At 72.6% G+C, this 19441-nt stretch carries 13 protein-coding genes; 3 read left to right on the forward strand and 10 right to left on the reverse strand.

Annotated features, from left to right (window positions below):
• Positions 1 to 695: 695 nt before the first annotated feature.
• Positions 696 to 2024: a class I SAM-dependent RNA methyltransferase gene (locus tag ACIBCM_RS22815; RefSeq protein ID WP_399245962.1), complete on the reverse strand. Its 1329-nt coding sequence runs from the start codon at positions 2022 to 2024 to the stop codon at positions 696 to 698.
• A gap of 129 nt (positions 2025 to 2153) precedes the next feature.
• On the reverse strand, positions 2154 to 4208 hold the full coding sequence (locus tag ACIBCM_RS22820) for an APC family permease (RefSeq protein ID WP_399245964.1): 2055 nt from the start codon (positions 4206 to 4208) through the stop codon (positions 2154 to 2156).
• A gap of 272 nt (positions 4209 to 4480) precedes the next feature.
• Here ACIBCM_RS22820 and ACIBCM_RS22825 point away from each other — a divergent pair, with 272 nt between their 5' ends.
• Both ACIBCM_RS22825 and ACIBCM_RS22830 read left to right on the forward strand, forming a co-directional pair.
• The gene (locus tag ACIBCM_RS22825) at positions 4481 to 5149 is read left to right on the forward strand and encodes a potassium channel family protein (protein ID WP_399245966.1); all 669 of its coding nucleotides are present in this window, start codon (positions 4481 to 4483) and stop codon (positions 5147 to 5149) included.
• Positions 5149 to 5820, forward strand: a complete 672-nt coding sequence (locus tag ACIBCM_RS22830; protein WP_399245968.1) for a potassium channel family protein — start codon at positions 5149 to 5151, stop codon at positions 5818 to 5820. The genes ACIBCM_RS22825 and ACIBCM_RS22830 overlap by 1 nt, the downstream gene beginning before the upstream one ends.
• Before the next feature lie 271 nt (positions 5821 to 6091).
• Here the strand turns inward: ACIBCM_RS22830 and ACIBCM_RS22835 are convergent, their stop codons facing one another.
• The 6 genes from ACIBCM_RS22835 to ACIBCM_RS22860 form a co-directional block, all read right to left on the reverse strand.
• Positions 6092 to 7060 (reverse strand): ABC transporter ATP-binding protein, encoded by a 969-nt coding sequence (locus ACIBCM_RS22835; RefSeq protein WP_399245970.1) that lies wholly within the window; start codon positions 7058 to 7060, stop codon positions 6092 to 6094.
• On the reverse strand, positions 7057 to 9804 hold the full coding sequence (locus ACIBCM_RS22840; RefSeq protein WP_399245972.1) for an FtsX-like permease family protein: 2748 nt from the start codon (positions 9802 to 9804) through the stop codon (positions 7057 to 7059). Before ACIBCM_RS22840 ends, ACIBCM_RS22835 begins: the two co-directional genes overlap by 4 nt.
• Positions 9797 to 13159 carry an FtsX-like permease family protein gene (locus ACIBCM_RS22845; RefSeq protein ID WP_399245973.1) on the reverse strand — a complete coding sequence of 1121 codons (3363 nt, stop codon included), beginning with the start codon at positions 13157 to 13159 and terminating at the stop codon, positions 9797 to 9799. The genes ACIBCM_RS22840 and ACIBCM_RS22845 overlap by 8 nt, the downstream gene beginning before the upstream one ends.
• 416 nt (positions 13160 to 13575) lie before the next feature.
• The gene (locus ACIBCM_RS22850; protein ID WP_399245975.1) at positions 13576 to 14319 is read right to left on the reverse strand and encodes a DUF3159 domain-containing protein; all 744 of its coding nucleotides are present in this window, start codon (positions 14317 to 14319) and stop codon (positions 13576 to 13578) included.
• 3 nt (positions 14320 to 14322) lie between these two features.
• Entirely contained in the window at positions 14323 to 14673 is a 351-nt protein-coding gene (locus tag ACIBCM_RS22855) for an OB-fold nucleic acid binding domain-containing protein (RefSeq protein WP_389269288.1), read from the reverse strand.
• 161 nt (positions 14674 to 14834) lie between these two features.
• Positions 14835 to 15521: a response regulator gene (locus ACIBCM_RS22860; RefSeq protein ID WP_399245977.1), complete on the reverse strand. Its 687-nt coding sequence runs from the start codon at positions 15519 to 15521 to the stop codon at positions 14835 to 14837.
• A gap of 24 nt (positions 15522 to 15545) precedes the next feature.
• Here ACIBCM_RS22860 and ACIBCM_RS22865 point away from each other — a divergent pair, with 24 nt between their 5' ends.
• The gene (locus tag ACIBCM_RS22865; RefSeq protein ID WP_399245979.1) at positions 15546 to 15758 is read left to right on the forward strand and encodes a hypothetical protein; all 213 of its coding nucleotides are present in this window, start codon (positions 15546 to 15548) and stop codon (positions 15756 to 15758) included.
• On the opposite strand, the gene ACIBCM_RS22870 is transcribed toward ACIBCM_RS22865, so the two are convergent.
• On the reverse strand, positions 15748 to 18291 hold the full coding sequence (locus tag ACIBCM_RS22870; protein WP_399245981.1) for a DUF4118 domain-containing protein: 2544 nt from the start codon (positions 18289 to 18291) through the stop codon (positions 15748 to 15750). The two genes, ACIBCM_RS22865 and ACIBCM_RS22870, sit on opposite strands and share 11 nt — an antisense overlap.
• Positions 18292 to 18569: 278 nt before the next feature.
• Complete coding sequence (locus ACIBCM_RS22875; protein WP_399245983.1) at positions 18570 to 19301, reverse strand: ABC transporter ATP-binding protein; 732 nt, start codon at positions 19299 to 19301, stop codon at positions 18570 to 18572.
• Between the last annotated feature and the right edge of the window lie 140 nt (positions 19302 to 19441).

The raw sequence follows: 19441 nt of genomic DNA on the forward strand, positions 1-19441 counted from the left end.
CGACGCGCTCCGAGGCCGCTGGGGCGCGTGGCACTCGCTCGGCCGGCCATGGCCTTCGCCCGGAGTGCCGGAGCGCACCGGCTGGCTGACCGTCGTGCGTTCCGGCCCCGGCCGGATCGAGCTCCTCGCCCTGGACAGCGGTCGCGGGACGAAGCACAGGCTCTTCGCGGCGGCCCGTGACGGGGCCCTCGACACGCTCCTCGAAGAGGCCGGTGCCGAGGCGGGCGGCGGAGCCGGTGATGTCGTCGGCGATCGATGTCCTCGGGGACGCGGCCGGCCACGGCTGGACCCCGTGGACGTTGCCCGACCCGCTCGCCGCGCGGCCCGCGGCGACCGACCCGCTCCCTGCGGGAGAGCAGTGGACGCTTCTCCGCAGGCAGCTCTCCGAGGGCCGACGTTCCGACGTCGCCCCTCGCCCTACCGCCTTCGCCACGACGGAACGTGACCTCTTCGCCGTCGCCGGTCACAGACTGTGGCACCGTATGCGGACGGAGAGCACCGCATGGGAAGACCTCGGCGGCGACCTCACCACCGACGACACGGCCGCCCCCCCCACATCGCCGCCGCCCACGACGAGGTCGGCTCCACCCACGTGTTCGCGGTCTGGGCCGGTACGGCCCTGATGCACCGGCAGCTCGACCACTCCTGGTCCGATTGGCAGCTCGTCGCATATTGCACATCAGTAAAATCGAAGGTCAGACGCCCTTTGCGGCCGGTTCAAGGATCGCCACGCACTCCACGTGGTGCGTCATCGGGAAGAGGTCGAACGCCCGCAGGGTCCGGGAGCGGTAGCCCGACTCGCGGAAGTAGGCGAGGTCGCGGGCGAGGGCCGCCGGGTCGCAGGCGACGTAGGCGATACGGCGGGCGGCGAGGGAGGCGAGGTGCTGGACGGTCTGGCGGCCCGCCCCCGCGCGCGGGGGGTCCAGGACGATCAGATCGGTCTCGGTGATGCCGGTGCGGGGAAGGACCTGGTCGACCTTGCCGTGTTCGACGCGGACCCGGTCGAGCTCGCGGAGGTTGTGCCGGGCGTCCTCGGCCGCGCGCTTGGAGGACTCGATGCCGAGGACCGCGCCGCGCTCGCCGACGCGTTCGGCGATGGCGCCCGCGAACAGGCCGACGCCGCAGTACAGATCGAGGGCGGTCTCACCCTTGCGGGGCATCAGGCCCTGCATCACCGCCTGGACCAGGGTGTCGGCCGCCTGGGGGTGGACCTGCCAGAAGCCGCCGTTGCCGACGCGGTAGGTGCGGCCGTCGGCGCGTTCGCGGACGAAGGCGCGGCCGTGGACGCGGTGGACCGCGCCGTCGCGTTCGTCGACACGGAGGACCGAGACCGGCCTGTCGAGTTCGACGAGAGGGAGCCGCCCGCCGGGACGCGGGGTGAGGACGACCTGCCGGTCGTGGGAGCCGGTGGCCGCGATCGCCTCCACCGACGCCATCTGCGGCCAGGCCCGCTTCTCGATGCCCAGCTCACTCACCCCGGGCGCGGCGATCATGCAGTGGTCGACCGGTTCGACGTCGTGTGAGCGGTGCCGGCGCAGCCCGGCGCGGCCGTCCCCGTCGACGGCGTACTGCACCCGGGTGCGCCACGCGGGCACCTCGCCGGCGGGGAGCTTGTCGCCCGGCGCGGGCATGACGGTGCCGTCCCAGCCGGCCTCCTCGGGGGTGAGGCCCGCGAGCCGCTGCAACTGCTCCGCGATCACCTCCCCCTTGAAGCGCCGCTGAGCGCCCGGCTTGACGTGCTGCCAGTCGCAGCCGCCGCACCGGCCCGGCCCGGAGAACGGGCAGGGGGCCTCGATACGGTCCTTCGCCGCCTCGATGATCACTACGGCGTCGGCGCGCAGAAAGCGCGAGCCCTCGTCGCCCTCGGTGACCCGGGCGACGACCTTCTCGCCGGGCAGGGTGTGGCGTACGAACAGGACCCGGCCCTCGTCGGTACGGGCGATGCAGTGCCCGCCGTGGGCGACGGGCCCGATCTCGACCTCGTACTCCTCCCCGACCAGCGAAGAATCGGAAACGTTCGGCATGGCGGGGTGACTCCAGAGGTCGAGGTGCGGATGCCCCGGCGGGGCCGGTGGCCGACCGCCGCCGGGGCGGACGGGCGGCCGGAGGGGGCAGCCCACCAGTCTACGCGCGCTCCGGAGCGCGAACCGACGTCAGTCCCCCCGCCCCGTCGGCTCCCGGGGCTGCTCCTCGTGCACCGGGCCGCGCCGTACCGAACCCGGCGCGTTCCACTCCTGGCGCCGCCGCGCCCGCTGCTTCGCGGCCTCCGACGACTCCAGCTGATACGGCACCGAGGTGACCATCACCCCTGGGGTGAACAGCAGCCGCCCCTTGAGGCGCAGCGCGCTCTGGTTGTGCAGCAGATGCTCGTACCAGTGCCCCACCACGTACTCGGGGATGACCACGCTGACGACATCGCGCGGGCTCTCGCGCCGCAGCCCCTTCACATACTCGATCACCGGGCGGGTGATCTCGCGGTAGGGGGAGTCGAGGATCTTCAGCGGCACATTGATGCCTCTCCGCTCCCATTCCTCCCGCAGCGCCTTCGTCTCGGCGGTGTCCACGCTGATGCTGACCGCCTCCAGCTTGTCGACGCGCATCAGCTTGGCGTACGCGAGGGCGCGCAGCGTCGGCCGGTGGATCTTGGAGACCAGCACGATCGCGTGGACCCGGGACGGCCGTACGCTGTCGTCGGTCGGCTCGTCGGGGGCCGCCAGCTCCTCCGAGACCCGGTCGTAGTGCCTGCGGATCGCGCTCATGATGGCGTAGAAGATCACCATGCCCAGCAGCGCCACCCAGGCGCCGTGCGTGAACTTGGTGGCGAGCACCACGACCAGCACCAGACCGGTGAAGAAGGCGCCGAAGGTGTTGATGGCCCGGGAGCGGATCATATGACGGCGCCTGGCGGGGTCCTTCTCGGTCCTCAGCAGCCGGTTCCAGTGCCGCACCATGCCGGTCTGGCTGAGCGTGAACGACACGAACACGCCGACGATGTAGAGCTGGATCAGCTTGGTCGAGTCGGCGCCGTAGACCCAGACCAGCAGGGCGGCGGCCCCGGCGAGCAGCACGATGCCGTTGGAGAAGGCGAGCCGGTCGCCGCGTGTGTGCAGCTGGCGGGGGAGATAGCGGTCCTGGGCCAGTATCGAGCCGAGGAGCGGGAAGCCGTTGTACGCGGTGTTCGCGGCCAGGAACAGCACCAGGGCCGTGGCCGCCGCGAGGAGGACGAAGAAGAACGTGCCGTCACCGAAGACGGCCGCCGCGACCTGCGAGATCACCGGGTCCTGGACATAGTCTGCGCCGACGGGCACACCGTTGCTCAGCAGATCGTGGGCCGGCTGCTCGGCCATCCGTACGTCGGAGGCCATCGCCAGACCGATGATGCCGCAGAACATGGTGACGGCGAGTGCGCCCATCAGCGCCAGGGTGGTGGCCGCGTTCCTCGACTTCGGCTTGCGGAACGCCGGTACGCCGTTGCTGATCGCCTCCACGCCGGTGAGCGCGGCACAGCCGGAGGAGAAGGCCCGCAGCAGCAGGAAGACCAGCGCGAAGCCCGCGAGCCCCTCCTCCTCGGCCTTGATCTCGAAACCGGCGGTCGGGGCCTTGAGGGTGTCACCGGCGATCAGACCCTTGTACGCGCCCCAGGCGATCATGATGAACACACCCGTGACGAACACATAGGTGGGGATCGCGAAGAGTTTGCCGGACTCACGCACTCCGCGCAGATTCATCAGCGTCAGCAACACGATGATCGTGATCGCGCAGAAAACCTTGTTCTCGACAACGAACGGGATCGCGGAGCCCAGGTTCTCCACACCCGAGGAGATGGAAACGGCCACGGTCAGCACATAGTCGACCAGCAAGGCGCTGGCGACCGTGAGACCGGCCTTGGGGCCGAGGTTGGTGTTCGCGACCTCGTAGTCGCCGCCGCCGCTCGGGTAGGCGTGCACGTTCTGGCGGTACGAGGCGACCACCGTGAACATCAGGACGACGACCGCGACGGCGATCCAGGGGCTGAAGGTGTAGGCCGACACGCCCGCGATGGAGAGCACAAGGAGGACTTCGCCCGGTGCGTACGCCACTGAGGACAGCGGGTCGGACGCGAAGACAGGCAGCGCGATGCGCTTGGGCAGGAGCGTTTCTCCCAGCCTGTCGCTCCGGAGGGCCCTGCCGATCAGAATCCGTTTGGGCAGGTCGGTCAGTTTGGACACGCAGAGGATCGTAAGCGTTCGATATGAGACAGGCCCACCCACCACCCCCCGGAGCCCCTGAATATCCGATTCCGTAGGGGGCGGGGGACACCGGGTCGACCGTGCGCATGTAGCTTGGGCCGCTGTCTGACAGTCTTTAATCCCAGAATCCTTAAATCTGGGCAAAGAATCCGGGCGAAGGTCGCTGAGTGATACTCCGGGCACGGGGCCCGGGTGACGCTCGGTGGGTAAAGAAACAGAACAGAAAAGACATTGCAGCCGGAAGGACGGTCGTGCACATCGTCATCATGGGGTGCGGGCGAGTCGGAGCCGCTCTCGCGCAGACCCTGGAGCAGCAGGGGCACACGGTCGCCGTCGTCGACCAGGACCCCACGGCCTTCCGTCGCTTGGGCTCCGGATTCGGCGGACGCCGGGTCACCGGAGTCGGGTACGACCAGGACACCCTGCGCGAGGCGGGGATCGAGGACGCCGGGGCCTTCGCCGCGGTGAGCAGCGGGGACAATTCGAACATCATCGCCGCCCGGGTGGCGCGCGAGACGTTCGGCATCGAGAACGTGGCGGCGCGCATCTACGACCCCCGGCGGGCCGAGGTCTACCAGCGCCTCGGTATCCCCACCGTCGCCACGGTCCGCTGGACCGCCGACCAGATGCTGCGGCGGCTGCTGCCGTCCGGCGCGGAGCCGCTGTGGCGGGACCCGAGCGGCGGGGTCCAGCTCGCCGAGGTCCACACCTCGCCCTCCTGGATCGGGCACAAGGTCAGCAGACTCCAGGACGAGACCGGGGTACGGGTCGCCTTCCTCACCCGACTGGGTGAACCGGTGCTGCCTACTTCGCACACCGTGCTGCAGGAGGGCGACCTCGTCCACGTGATGATGCGTACGGACGAGATCGAGAAGGTCGAGGCGGCCTTCGCCGAAGGGCCCGAGGAAGGCGGTCACTGATGCGGGTGGCAATTGCGGGCGCGGGCGCGGTGGGCCGCTCCATCGCGGGGGAACTGCTGGAGAACGGCCATGAGGTGCTCCTCGTGGACAAGGCGCCGACCGCGATCTCGGTGGAGCGGGTGCCGCAGGCCGAGTGGCTGCTCGCCGACGCGTGCGAGATCACCTCGCTCGACGAGGCCGCGCTCCAGCGGTGCAGCGTCGTCATCGCGGCGACCGGTGACGACAAGGTGAACCTCGTCGTCTCGCTGCTGGCGAAGACGGAGTACGGCGTGCCGAGGGTGGTCGCCCGGGTCAACAACCCCAAGAACGAGTGGCTCTTCAACGAGTCCTGGGGCGTCGATGTCGCCGTCTCCACACCCCGGCTGATGTCCGCGCTGGTGGAGGAGGCGGTGAGCGTGGGCGATCTCGTCCGGCTGCTCCGTTTCAGCCACGGTGACGCGAACCTCGTCGAACTGACCCTGCCGCCGGAGTCCGCCGTCGCGGGCACCCAGGTCGGCGATGTGGACTGGCCCGAGGACACCTCCCTGGTGACGATCATCCGCGGCTCGCGGGTGCTGACACCGAGCCCGGAGGAGACGCTGGAGGCGGGGGACGAGCTGCTGTTCGTGGCGGCGCAGGCGCGGGAGGAGCAGCTGGAGGACCTGCTGTCCCTCCGCAACGAGGGGGCTTAGGGGAACCTTGGCGTTCCCCTGGCCCCTGCGGGGGCGACCTTGGCGGTCGCGGAGGGGCCGGGATGGCCGCGGCGTCGGCGGTGCCCCGGGGCGCCGGGGGTGTCCGCGCCGTCTGGTCCGGTGCTTGGTTGCGGGTCCCCTGGCGGGGTGGGTGCTTGGTTCCCGGGTGCGGGTTCTGTCCCGGGCCCGGCGCCTCGATCGGCGGCGGGGCTGGTTGTGGGACCCGACAACAGCGCGCCCCCGGGGGCGCCCCGCGAGCGACACCCCCCGGCTACTCCTCCTCCGCGTCCGGCCAGATGCCGATGTGGTCCGGTTCCAGTTCCAGCATCACCCGGTCGCGCATGCCCAGCGCCGCCGTGTACTCGGACGGCAGCTGGAGACGTCCCGCCCGGTCCAGCATGGCGTACTCGCGGGCGACGACGGACTCCTGGCCCGTGGTGGTGTCGACCTCCGTGCGGCGGAGGATCTCCGTGGAGGTGCGGCCGTCGCGGATGGCGACCGTGCGGCGGACCTCGGAGGCCACCGTCTGGTCGTGGGTGACGATCACGATCGTCGTACCCAGCTCCTCGTTCGCCCGGCGGAACGCCGCGAACACCTGCTCACCGGTGTGCGAGTCCAGCTCCCCCGTGGGCTCGTCCGCGAGCAGTACGGAGGGCTCGTTCGCCAGGGCCACCGCGATCGCCGCGCGCTGCTGCTGGCCGCCGGACATCTGGTACGGACGGCGGTCGCGGCAGTCGGCGATCTCCAGGAGGTCCAGCAGGGACTCCACCCGCTCGGTCCGGCGTCTGCGTGAGAGCCCCGGCACCCGGCCGCCCAGCTGCATCGGCAGGGCCACGTTCTGTGCGGCGGTCAGATACGGCAGCAGATTGCGGGCGGTCTGCTGCCAGACGAACCCGACCACCCGGCGCCGGTAGCGCAGCCGCTCCTTCGCGCCCATGGCCAGCAGATCGCAGCCCGCCACCTTCGCCGCGCCCGCCGTCGGCTCGTCCAGACCGGCCAGGATGTTCATCAGCGTGGACTTGCCGCTGCCGGACGCGCCGACGAGGGCCATCAGCTCGCCCTCGCGGACGAGGAGGTCCAGCCCCTGGAGGGCCTGCACCTCGACGCCGTCGGTGGAGAAGATGCGTACCAGCCGGTCGCAGGTGATCAGGGCGTCGTCGCCGTAGCGGGGACCCTCGCGCCGGTGCGCCGCCCGCCGCTCCAGCTCCTGAAGGGTCGCGGATGCCGTGGACTCGGTCATCGTGTGTCTCCCGCCCTGAGTTCGGTCGTCGAGGTACGCCGGGTCGTCACCCACGCCTGCGCCGCGGCCACCCCCGCCGCGATCACCACCACGGCGAACGCGGGCAGCAGCAGGCTCCAGGGATCGGCGGTCAGCCGCACCGGCACGGGTGAGGAGAGCCGTCTCGCGGCCAGCGCCAGCCGGTCCAGGTCGATACCGGGGGAGAGCAGCAGGATCGCCGCCCAGCCCGCCAGTACACCGCCCACCGCCGCCAGCAGCGTCTGCGGCAGGCTCTCCAGGACCAGCAGCCGCCGGCCCTGGCGGCGGGTCAGCCCCATCGTGCGCAGCCGGGCCAGCAGCGCGACCCGCTCGGGCGCGGAGCGCAGCAGCGAGAGAAGCAGGGCGAGTACGGCGTATCCGGCGCCGGTCACCGTGGCGACCGCGTAGACCCGCTCGGCACCGCTCTGCACCGGGGACTCGGTGAAGGCGTCCCGTTCGGCGGAGCGCAGCCGGACCGCGGTCCCGGAGGCGTCGGCCTCGCGGACGGCGGCCCCGAGGTCCCCGGCCGCGACACCGGAGCCGGTGATCAGCAGGATGTTCGCGGCCCGCCCGCCGGGCACCCGGGAGGCGTCCACGATCAGGAACTCGCCGCCCTCCAGGGCCGGAGTGGTCTTCCGTACCGCCGTCACGCGTACGGTGAACAGCGCGCTCGGCGGCCCGATCACGGCTTCCCGCTCCCCGAGCCGCTCCGCCACGGCGGGCGAGGCGATGGCGGGGAGCGGCCCCGCCGCGGGCCCGCGCAGTTCGTCCGCGCGGAAGCCGCCGGTTCCGGTGCCGCGCGCCAGCCGGGCGTAGGCGTCCGGTTCGACGGCGAGGAGGGCGACGCTGTCGGTGCCCCGCCCGCTGTCCCTCAGGTCCAGGTCCCAGTCGCGGTGGACGACGGCCACGTCCCGTACGCCGTCGAGCGCCCGCACCATGCCGGCGAGCCCCTCCGGCAGCTGTTCGGCGGCCTCGACCCGGGCGTCCGCGCCCACCGTGATCAGCGCGGCGCGGTCCCGCGCATCGGCGACCCCCGTGAGGACCGAACCGCCGAAGGCCGCGGTCGTCAGGGCGAGCAGCAGAGCCAGCAGCGGCAGCGCGGCCGTGGCGGGGGAGCGGCCCGCGCGGGCCAGCGAGAGAAAGCCGACGGCACCCCGCCGCCGTGCCGTGACACGCGCCGCGATCCGCAGCGGCAGCGGATGGATCCGTACGAGAGCCAGCGCCGCGACCCCGCCCACCAGGATCGGGGCGGCACTGATGAGCTGGTCACCGCCGTCGGAGGTGCCGCGCCGGCGCAGCGCGGCGACGGCGGCCACCGCGAGGACCAGAACGGTCAGCTCGGCGACCGCACGGCGCCGGGACGGCCTCGCCCGTACGACATCGTCCCGCTCACCGTGCAGCCGTGGCCTGCGGTGCACAAACGCCAGGAACACAGCCCGCAGCGGCAGTGCCGCGCAGGCGATCAGGGCGACCGCCGCCGACGCGAGCACCGGCGGCAGCGGCCGTCCCTCGGGTACGAGGAGGAACGCGGCGGCGCACCCGGCCACCGCCGCCGGCACCACCGGAACGGCGCTCTCCGCGAGCAGCCGCCCCGCGATGCCGGGCACCGAGCCGCCGCGCGAGCGCAGCAGGGCGAGTTCCGTGTGTCTGCGCGCGGCGGCCAGACCGCCCGACATCAGCAGGACGACCACCATCACACCCCCGGCGCCGAAGGCGGCCACCGAGACCACCGGGCCGATGGAGGCGAAGACGCCCTCGACGTCGGCGAGGATGTCGTCCAGTCCGGACTCGATGTCCAGACCGGGGGCGACCGAGGTCCGCAGGGCCGTCCGCGCCGGGCCGTTCTCCAGGGAGGCCACCGCCTTGCGGACCCGTGGCACATCGCCCACGCGCAGCCCGCCGGCGTCCAGGGCGATCCGCCAGTACGCCTCGCTGTCGGTGGCGACCGACAGCAGCGCGGGCGCGGCCTGAGGCGGCAGCAGCAGCGCGCCGTGCCAGTACGGCTGGGGCGAGGGCGGCGCGGTGTAGAGCCGGACCGGGGTCCCGAGCACGGGTTCGACGGACCAGTAGCCGCCGGCCGGGCGCACCGGCTCGACGATGCCCGTGATCCTGACGACGAGCGGGGCCGAGGCGCCCGCCCTCGGTACCCGGACGGTCGAACCGAGCCGGATGTTCAGGGCCTCGGCGGTGGCAGAGGTGACCACGCCCTCCACCGAGGCGGCGTCCGGTTCGGTGGCCCTGCCCCTCGGCAGACGTCCCGAACGGACGGTGGTGTGCTCGGCCAGCCCGGACCTGGTGCTCAGCGTGAACACCGGGGCCCCGCCGTCCAGCTGGGTCAGCCAGGGGTCCAGGGAATCCACGGGAGCGGGGGTGCGTACCCCGTGCACCGACTGTCCGGGGTCGGCGCGCAGCGGACGCGGCAGGGCCGCCACGATCTTCCGGTACCGCGCCGCGAGCGTGTCGGGGCTCAGCGAGGCGGCCCGCTCGGCGGTGTCCGTGCCCCCGAAGTCCTCCGGTATGTCGGTGAAGCGGAATCCGCTCAGCTCGGGCGGGGCGATCTCCATCTCGTGCCGCAGGCCCTCGCCCTCGTACGCCTCGACCGCGCGCGGGAAGGCGGCGGCGAGGAACGAGGTGACCAGCACCAGGACCGTCAGGGCGAGCGCGGGCAGGGGTGCGGCCCGCAGCCGGGTACGGACCCAGGGGGCGACGGCCCTCACCTCACTCACCTCCCTGGGCGCGCAGCGCGCTCACCGGATCGCTCCGCCGCAGCGTCATCGCGGCCACCACCAGGACGGGCGCGGCGGCGACCCCCGCGAGGAGCAGGGCGACCCGTCCGGCGGGCAGATGCACCAGGACCTCCGGAACGGGCTGGGTGGCCTGACCCGTCAGCACGATCAGCGGGACGACGGCACGGGTGAGCACCGCGCCCAGCCCGAGCCCGATCAGCAGCGCGACCCCGATGAGCAGGGACTGCTCGGCGGCCAGCAGCCGGGCGGGCTGGCGGCGGGGCGCGCCGAGGGCCCTGAGTACCGCGAACTCCGCCGAACGCTCCCGCAGCGCCCCCGCCGTGGTGACCGCGAATCCCACCGCGGCCAGCAGGGCGGCGACGGCCGTCACCGCGAGCAGCGCCGACTGGGGGCCCGCGCCCAGTGGATCGTCGTGCAGTTCCCGCGCCAGCTCGTCGCGCACCCGGATCTGGGAGGGGTCGATCTCGGCCCGGGCCCGCAGTGCGGACGCGACCCGGTCCGCCGCCCCGGGCCCGGTGAACAGCCACCACTCGGTGGGGGTGAGGGAGGCGTCCGGACGCTGGGCGAGCACGTGGTTCACGGCCCGGAGGTCGATCAGCAGCGCCCCGCCGTCCTGCGCGGGCCCCGTCCCCTCCCGGACGTCCTCGGCGCCGGTCGTCGGTACCGCCCCCAGCACCCCCGCGATCCGCACCTTCATGCTGCCGCCCGCCATGGGCAGCTCGATCAGCGAACCGACCTTCGCGGCGCTGGAGTCGAGGAAGCGCGGGGTCGCCAGCGCGGCCGGTACGGCGGCCGGGGCCCGCTCGGCGGCGGCGCGTACGGTGACCGTCCGCGCCTGGCCCCAGGGGTCGTCGAAGACCGCCCTGCCCGTGTGATAGCCGAGGCGCAGCGGCACCTTCGCCGATGAGGTCACGGTGGTGACGGCGGGCGGGGCCTCGCGCCGGTCGCCCGGCACCGGCTCGGTGTTCACCGTGGCACTCGCCCGCCAGGCCAGACCCTCCGGTACGGCGACCGCCCGGGCGGTGCCGCCCGTGCCGACGGCCCGCAGAGCGCCGATCGTGAACCCCTTGGCGGCGATCCGGTCCGGATAGCCCGCCTCGTCGAACTCGACCGCGGTCAGCGCCAGCGGACCGGCCGGCCGGCCCACGGGGGCGTCGGCGGCCTTCGCCAGATCCAGGGTCGCCGTATGCGCCTTGCCGTCCGCCGGCACACTGCCCAGCGCCATCCGGTACGGGATGCCGAACCGGTCCTCGACGGTGACGGTGACGTCGATCCCGTCCACGCCGAGGGTCATTCGGTCCAGCGCGGAGGTGCCGTACGGGCCGTCCTTCGCGGGGCGCAGGGTGAGATCGAGCAGGAGCCGTTCGGTGCCGTCGGGCAGCACCACGCCCGGCCGCGGTGTCCGCTCGGGCCGCAGTGACGCCAGCAGCCGCCGGGGGTCGCCGTCGGCGAGGTCGTCCCGGATCGCCGGCCGCACGCCCGCGGGGCCGGTGTCCAGCGCCAGGACGGTGGCCTGGCGTCCGCCCGAGAGGCCGAGGTCGCTGCGGGCGGCGGGCGCGGCGGCCGTGACGCCCGGGATCGTTCCGTACACCCCGCCCTGCCCGAACTGGGGGGTGCGGCTGCCCAGTACGCGTATCGGAGCGCCCGAGCGGAAGTCGGCCTGGTCGTCCTGTGAACGGTCCCATGAGGCGCCCTGCCCGATCGCGAGCATGCCCATGGCGACGGTGAGCACCAGCAGCAGGACCGGGCCGGCGCCGCGCATCGGGCGGCGGCTGAGCTGCCAGCCTGCGAGGGGGGCCGTCAGCCCGCGCCCGCGGGCCGCACGGCGTTCGGCGAGCCGCGCCGCCGGGGGCAGCAGCCGCAGGGTGAGGACCGTAGCGGCGAGCAGCGCCAGCGCGGGCGCCACCACCAGCAGGGGATCGATGCCGAGGCGCCCCTCGCGGTCGCCGCTGAGCGCCCCGCTGCCCGAGGTGCGCCGGTCCAGCTGCCAGTAGGCGACCGCGGCGATCGCCAGCAGGGCGAGGTCGGCCCCCGCCCGCAGGGGCGCGGGCAGCGTCCGCCGGCGGCCACGGGCGGTGCGGGCCGCGCTCAGCGCCGGGGCGAGGACGGCCGCCGCGCAGGCCAGCGCCGCCGCCGCGCCGATCAGCCACACCTGGAGGCCGGGGCCGCCCGCCGGGCCCTCGATCCGCAGCCCGATCCTGGCCAGCAGCCCCTGTCCGGCCAGCAGCCGGGTCAGCGGTCCGGCGAGCAGCGGCGCGCAGGCGGCGGCGGGCAGCGCCAGCAGCAGCGCCTCCAGGGCGGCGAGCCGGGCGAGATGCCCCCGGGAGGCGCCGCGCGCCAGCAGCACCCGGGACTCGCCCTCGCGCTCGGTGCCCAGCAGCCGGGCCACCAGGAGCAGCGTGTATCCGGCGAGCAGCACCAGCTGGAGGGAGACGATCAACAGGGTCGCGCGGGACACCAGCAGTGCCCGCTCCAGCCGGCTCAGCACCTCGGGCAGCGAGGTCTTGACGACGGTCCCGCGCTCCAGTCCGGGCTCGGCGCTCAGAAACGCCTGGCTCTGCCGAGACACCGAGCGCAGGGCGTCGATCCGGTCCGTGCCGAACGCGCCGAAGTCCGCCGTGGCGAGCCACGCGAGAGCGGCCCGGGGAACCCGTCCGGGGCCGAAGGCGGCCGGGTCGGCGAGGAGGGGGCCGTAGGTGGTGTACACGTCCTTGCGGACCCCGCGTCCGCCCAGCTCGTCGAGCTGCCAGTACGGATCATCGCGGTCGGCCGGGCGGTAGACACCCGTGATCCGGATCCGTACGGGAGGACCGCCCAGCCTGCTGCCCAGGGTCAGCACCCGGGGCCCGGGGGCGAGCTTCAGCTGTCCGGCCGCGGTCTCGGGCAGGGCGACCTCGGTCACGTCCGGCCGCCCGGCCGTGGGCCAGGCGCCCTCCGTCAGCCGGACCCGCGTACGGTCCACGGCGGCGAGGGTGGTGAGATCCGGCTCGCCCGTGCGCGCCGCGGGCGGCTGGAGGGAGCGCGGCAGCGCGAACGGCCCCGAGCGCTCGAACGGCCGCAGGGTGACCGGCAGCCCGTCAAAGGAACGCTGGGCCCCGCGCCGGGCGGCCTCGGTGACGGCGGCGCGGTCCTCGGCGGGGCTCTCGGAGGTGATGACCAGGGAGGCGGACGCGGCGTCCCTGGTCGCCAGCGCGTGGCGCAGCCCGGCGTCGCCGACGGAGCCGGCGAAGGCGGCGAGCGTGGTGAGGACGGCCGTGGTCAGCAGGACGGCGAGCGCCGCGGCGGCGAGCAGCAAGCGGTGACCGCGCGCGCGGTGAAACAGAAACGCCGCCACCGGTCTCCCCCTGTTGCCCCTGAGCGGGCGCCTCCCGAAAGCCCTTTCGGAGCGGAATGCTTGCAGAGGCCACCTGGGCGGGTGAACGTTCGCGTGATGACTTGATGAGATCGTGACCGGATTCCGGTGCCAGAGCACCGGAATCCGTCACATAGGTGTCATGCGGGACGCGGCTGCCCGTACCGGGGAGTAACCGGCACGGCAGGGGGGCGGCCATGGCGCCGGGGCCGGGCTCCCCGCCGGGCGTACGCGTCCTGGTGGTCGCCGCGGCGGTGTTCGGTGCGTCCCGGCGGCCGAGCGCCGGCAGCTCGCCTGCGTGGCGGGCGAGGGCAACATCGCGGACGGACGGCACCCCGCGCGCCCCGGCTCGCGGGGTGCTCGTGCCTCGCCCTGAGGGGCGGGGCGGGGCGGGGTGCCTATGCCTCGCCCTGACGGGCGGCCGCCTCCCGTTCCTTCTCGGCCTTGTCCTGCGCCTCCATCTCGGCGAAGACATCGATCGGCGGCGGCGCCTTGGCGAGGAACACCCAGGTCAGATAGACCGCCAGCAGGAACGGCGGAATCTTCAGCGCGATCAGCACCCAGCCCAGTTCGGTGGTGTCCGCCCACCAGTACAGCGGGAACAGGATCGCGGACTTCGCGAGCAGGATCAGCCCCCAGGCCCAGCTCGCCTTCGTGTACGCCTTTTTGCGGCCGGGGTTGCGGGTGCGCCAGGAGAGGTTCTCCTTGAACACCGGGCCCAGGATCAGCCCGATCAGCGGGACGCCCGCGATCGCCGTGATGATGTACGCCAGGGCGAGGCCCAGGGTGTACATCATCCCCGGGAGGTAGAAGTCCTTCGCATTGCCGGTCATCATCGCGAAGACCACACCGAAGGCGACCCCGAAGACACCGCTGAAGGCGTGCTTGGGGGTGTCCTTGAGGACCAGACGGACGGCGACGAGCAGCAGCGAGACCGCGAGCGCCGCGATGGCCGCCGCGTGCAGGTTCTTGTTGACGGTGTAGATCGTCACGAACAGCAGTCCGGGCACGACCGTCTCGATCAGACCGCGCACGCCGCCGAAGGCCTCGAACAGGGCGGCCTCGGTCACCGCCTTGACATCACCGCTGTCCTGCCGCTGCTGATCGCTTGCTGTGGTGGTCGGCTTGTCGACAGACGTCACCGGCTACTCCTGTCCGAGTGGTCGGAGTTCGTATTTGGGGTTGAACAGCACCCGGCGGCCGTGGCTCATGGAGATGCGGCCGGAGGCGATGAGCCTGCGTCCCGGCTCGATGCCCACGATGGAGCGGCGGCCGAGCCACACGACGTCCAGCGGGGCCGTGCCGTCGAACAGCTCCGCCTCCAGCGCGGGCACTCCGGCCCTCGGCCGCAGGGTGACCGTGCGCAAGGTACCAGTGACCCTGACTATCTGGCGGTCACCGCACTCGGCGATGCGCGTGCACCCGGACACCTGTATGTCCTCCCTCAGCTCCTCGGACTCCAGATCCTGGCGCGATGTGGACAGCCGGTCGAGCATGCGGCGGAATCGGCCGGAAGGCTTTCCCGCCTTGCCGGCCTGCCCTGAACCGGAACGTTTTCCGGAATGGGGTGCACTCATGACGCAAGGGTACCGGCGACCGCCGACAGCGGACCGGGCCCGCACAAGCGTTCACCACCGCGTGAAGCGACCGGCGTGCGCTACCGCTCGAAGCGGTAGCCCATGCCGGGCTCGGTGACGAAGTGCTTGGGGTGCGAGGGATCGGCCTCCAGCTTGCGCCTCAGCTGTGCCATGTACACGCGCAGATAGTTGGTCTCAGTGCCGTACGACGGGCCCCAGACCTCCTGGAGCAGCTGCTTCTGGCTGACGAGCCGGCCGGTGTTCCGTACGAGCACCTCCAGCAGATGCCACTCGGTCGGGGTCAGCCGCACATCGCGCCCGTCGCGGTGCACCTTCTTGGCCGCGAGATCGACGGTGAAGCCCTCGGTCTCGACGATCACGACGTCGTCGTCCCCGCCGCCCACCGGCTCCGCCCTGCGGACCGCGGCCCGCAGCCGCGCCAGCAGCTCGTCCATGCCGAAGGGCTTGGTGACGTAGTCGTCGGCGCCCGCGTCCAGCGCCTCGACCTTCTCGTCCGACGTCTGACGCGCCGAGAGGACCAGGATCGGTACCCGGGTCCAGCCGCGCAGCCCCTTGATCACCTCCACGCCGTCCATGTCCGGCAGACCGAGGTCGAGGACGACCACGTCGGGATGGCGGGCGGCGGCCAGCTGGAGCGCGGTCGCGCCGTCGGGGGCCGCGTCCACCTCGTACTTCCGCGCCTTCAGATTGATCACGAGGGCGCGCACGATCTGCGGCTCGTCGTCGACCACGAGCACCCTGGTCATCCCCGGCCCGCCTTTCTGTCCTTCATGTCCGTCCGGCCGCCGGTCGTGCCGGTCCTGCCGGTGCTGCCAGTACTGCTGGTGCTGCTGGTACTGCGTCTATGCCTGTTCTGCCGTACGCCGCTGTCCGCCGGCGCCTTCGACCGCGCGCTCACCGTCTGCCGTCTGCCGTCTGCCGTCCGGCGTTCCGTGTCGGTCCGTACGGCGGGGTGTCTCCCCGCCCCCGGGGTCAGGAGGTGACCTCGGCGGGGAGGTCGGGTGCCGCCGGCTCGGCCCGCTGGGCGGCCTTGAGGGTCAGGACCATGGTCATGCCCCCTCCCGGGGTGTCCTCGGCGGAGAGCGTGCCGCCCATGGCCTCCACAAAGCCGCGGGCGACCGCCAGACCGAGACCCACACCGGCACCCCGGGGAGCGTCACCGTACCGCTGGAACGGCTCGAAGATCCGCTCCTTCTCGTCGTCGGGGACGCCGGGCCCCCGGTCGGCCACCCGGACCTCCACCCGCTCGCCGAGCGCGCTCGCGGCCACCGTCACGGGTGTGGCGTCCGGGCTGTACTTGACGGCGTTCTCCACGATGTTGGCGACCGCCCGCTCCAGCAGCCCCCGGTCCACCGTCACCATCGGCAGCGATTCCGGAATATCCAGCTCCACGCTGTCGTCGGGCACGCCGACCAGCGCCATCGGCACCACCTCGTCGAGATCGGTCACCCGGATCAGCGGGGTGACCGTGCCGGTCTGGAGCCGGGACATGTCCAGCAGATTGCCGACGAGATGGTCCAGCCGGTCGGCGCCGTCCTCGATCCCCGCGAGCAGTTCCGCCTCGTCGTCGTCCGACCACGCCACATCGTCCGACCTGAGCGAGGTGACCGCCGCCTTGATCGCGGAGAGCGGGGTGCGCAGATCGTGGCTGACGGCGGCGAGCAGGGCCGTACGGATCCGGTTGCCCTCCGCCATTCTGCGGGCCTCCTCCGCCTCCCCGACCAGCCGCTGCCGGTCCAGGACGACGGCGGCCTGCGCGGCGAACGCCGCCAGCACCCGGCGGTCCTCGGCGGGCAGCACCCGGCCGGAGAGCGCCAGCGCCATGTCGTCGCCGACGGGCATGTCCACATCGGCGTCCTCGGGGCGTACGACCGAACTCGGGCCCACACTGCCCGCCGTGGTCCAAGGCTCGACGTCGCTCTTGCGCTCCAGCAATGCCACCGACTCCATGCCGAAGGTCTCCCGGACCCGCTCCAGCAGGGCGTCCAGCGTGGTCTCCCCGCGCAGCACGCTCCCCGCGAGGAACGACAGGATCTCCGACTCCGCCCGCAGCCGGGCCGCCTGATGGGTGCGGCGGGCGGCCTGGTCGACCACGGAGGCCACCGCCACCGCCACCGCGAAGAAGATCACTATGGCGACGATGTTCTTCGGGTCGTACACCGTCAGCGTGTGCACCGGCGGCGTGAAGTAGTAGTTCAGCAGCAGCGAGCCCACCGCCGCGGACGCGAGCGCCGGCAGCAGTCCGCCGAGCAGCGCGGCCATCACCGTGGCGAACAGGAACAGCAGGACGTCATTGGCGAGCCCCAGCGAGTCGTCGAGCGCGGAGAGCAGCAGCGACAGCAGTACGGGCGCGGCGACCCCGACCAGCCAGCCCGCGATGATCCGCGACCGCCCAAGCCGTGCGCCGCGCGCCACCGGCAGCCCCCGGCCCTTGCCGGCCTCGTCGTGCGTGACGATATGGACGTCGAGATCGGGCCCCGAATCCCGGGCGACGGTCGCGCCCACGCCCGGCCCGAAGATGTACTGCCATGCCTTGCGGCGGCTGGAGCCCAGCACGATCTGGGTGCCGTTGACCCCCCGGGCGAACTCCAGCAGCGAGGCCGGGATGTCGTCCCCTATCACATGGTGGAACGTGCCCCCCAGATCCTCGACGAGGGTCCGCTGGACCGCCAGCTCCTTGGGGGACGCGGAGGTCAGTCCGTCGCTGCGGGCTATGTAGACGGCCAGGATCTCGCTGCCCGAGCCCTTCGCCGCCATCCGCGCGGCCCGGCGGATCAGGGTGCGGCCCTCGGGGCCGCCCGTGAGCCCCACGACGATCCGCTCGCGGGCCTGCCAGGTGGAGCGGATGTTGTGCTCGCCCCGGTACTGCTGGAGATACTCGTCGACCCGGTCCGCGACCCACAGAAGCGCCAGCTCCCGCAGCGCGGTCAGATTTCCCGGCCGGAAGTAGTTGGAGAGCGCGGCGTCGACCTTGTCCGGTTTGTAGATGTTCCCGTGGGCCATCCGGCGGCGCAGCGCCTGTGGCGCCATATCGACCAGTTCCAGCTGGTCCGCCCGCCGTACCACCTCGTCCGGAACCGTCTCCCGCTGCCGTACGCCCGTGATCGACTCCACGACATCGCCCAGCGACTCGAAGTGCTGGATGTTCACCGTCGATATGACATCGATTCCCGCGGCGAGCAGTTCCTCGACGTCCTGCCACCGCTTGGCGTTGCGCGAGCCCGGGACGTTCGTATGGGCCAGCTCGTCCACCAGGGCGACGGCCGGCCGCCGCTCCAGGACCGCGTCCACGTCCATCTCGGTGAAGACCGCGCCCCGGTACTCCAGCTCCCGGCGCTGGATCTGCTCCAGCCCGTGCAGCATGACCTCGGTGCGCGGCCGGTCGTGATGCTCCACGAAGCCCACGACACAGTCCGTGCCACGCTCCACCCGGCGGTGTGCCTCGGACAGCATGGCGTACGTCTTGCCGACGCCCGGTGCCGCGCCGAGGTAGATCCGTAGCTTGCCGCGTCCCATGGCCTCATTGTCTTTCAGAAACAGCTGTTCACGCTGGGACGACGATACGGTGCAGCATTCGGGCATTCAGGGCATGGGGTGTCAGCCCGTCCCTTATTTGACGCGATTCTGATGTCCCCGGCAGCGATCCCCCGCGCCCTTGCGGGTACGGGGCCATTCCGGCCCGTCCGGTGTCCGAGGGCGGAGGCGCGCCGGAGTCCGTACACGGTACGAAGGGCCGCATTCCTGATTCCTGGTCCGCCGGTGTTCGAGGACGGACCGGGCGGACCGCCGGCCGTTCACCCCCGTACGATCTCGCCGTCCGCGAGTTCCAGAACCCGGTCCGCCAGCCCCAGCAGCTGGGCGTCGTGCGTCGCCACCAGCGCCGTGAGTCCCTCCGCCCGGACCACCGCCCGCAGCAGCTCCATCACCGCGAGCCCGGTCTCGGCGTCCAGCTGCCCCGTGGGTTCGTCCGCGATCAGCAGGGACGGGCGGTTGGCGAGCGCGCGGGCGATGGCCACCCGCTGCTGCTGGCCGCCGGACAGCTCACCGGGACGCTGCGCCGCGTGGTCCGCGAGCCCGACGAGGGAGAGCAGCAGCTCGACCCGCTCCTCCCGCTCCCGCGGATCCGCCTTCCGCAGCCGCATCGGCACCCCGACGTTCTCCGCCGCCGACAGGATCGGGATCAGCCCGAAGGACTGGAAGACGAACCCGATCCGGTCCCGCCGCAGCTCCAGCAGACCGTTCTCGCCCAGCCCGGCGAGATCCGTACCGTCGACGGTGACCCGGCCCTCGTCGGCCGTGTCCAGCCCGCCCACCAGATTCAGCAGCGTGGTCTTGCCCGACCCGGACCGGCCCCTGAGCGCGACCAGCTCACCGCGCGGCACCTCGAAGGAGACTCCCCGCAGCGCGTGCACCGCCGTCGCCCCGGAGCCGTACGAGCGGTGCAGATTCTCCACCCGCACCATCGGCCCGGACCCCGGGACGTCCGCCACGGCCGTGCCGCTGCCCGCTCCGGTGCTCTGTGTCATGAGGCCCCCTCGTACAGAAGTGCGTCGGCATGCCCCGGCACAGTACGGGCAAACAGCGGTGGGCCGCACTCCCCGGCGAGAGGGAGTGCGGCCCACCGGGCTCATGCCCGGGTCGGTGACCGGTTCATGCCCGGGTTCGT

The organism is Streptomyces sp. NPDC051018 (assembly GCF_044456085.1).
In the GTDB taxonomy this organism is placed as follows: Bacteria; Actinomycetota; Actinomycetes; order Streptomycetales; family Streptomycetaceae; genus Streptomyces.

Excerpts from the sequence above, each read along its gene's own strand:
- ACIBCM_RS22815 (WP_399245962.1), bottom strand. The coding sequence starts at position 2,024 with ATGCCGAACGTTTCCGATTCTTCGCTGGTCGGGGAGGAGTACGAGGTC.
- ACIBCM_RS22830 (WP_399245968.1), top strand. The coding sequence starts at position 5,149 with ATGCGGGTGGCAATTGCGGGCGCGGGCGCGGTGGGCCGCTCCATCGCG.
- ACIBCM_RS22835 (WP_399245970.1), bottom strand. The coding sequence starts at position 7,060 with ATGACCGAGTCCACGGCATCCGCGACCCTTCAGGAGCTGGAGCGGCGG.
- ACIBCM_RS22855 (WP_389269288.1), bottom strand. The coding sequence starts at position 14,673 with ATGCTCGACCGGCTGTCCACATCGCGCCAGGATCTGGAGTCCGAGGAG.
- ACIBCM_RS22860 (WP_399245977.1), bottom strand. The coding sequence starts at position 15,521 with ATGACCAGGGTGCTCGTGGTCGACGACGAGCCGCAGATCGTGCGCGCC.
- ACIBCM_RS22865 (WP_399245979.1), top strand. The coding sequence starts at position 15,546 with ATGTCCGTCCGGCCGCCGGTCGTGCCGGTCCTGCCGGTGCTGCCAGTA.
- ACIBCM_RS22870 (WP_399245981.1), bottom strand. The coding sequence starts at position 18,291 with ATGGGACGCGGCAAGCTACGGATCTACCTCGGCGCGGCACCGGGCGTC.
- ACIBCM_RS22875 (WP_399245983.1), bottom strand. The coding sequence starts at position 19,301 with ATGACACAGAGCACCGGAGCGGGCAGCGGCACGGCCGTGGCGGACGTC.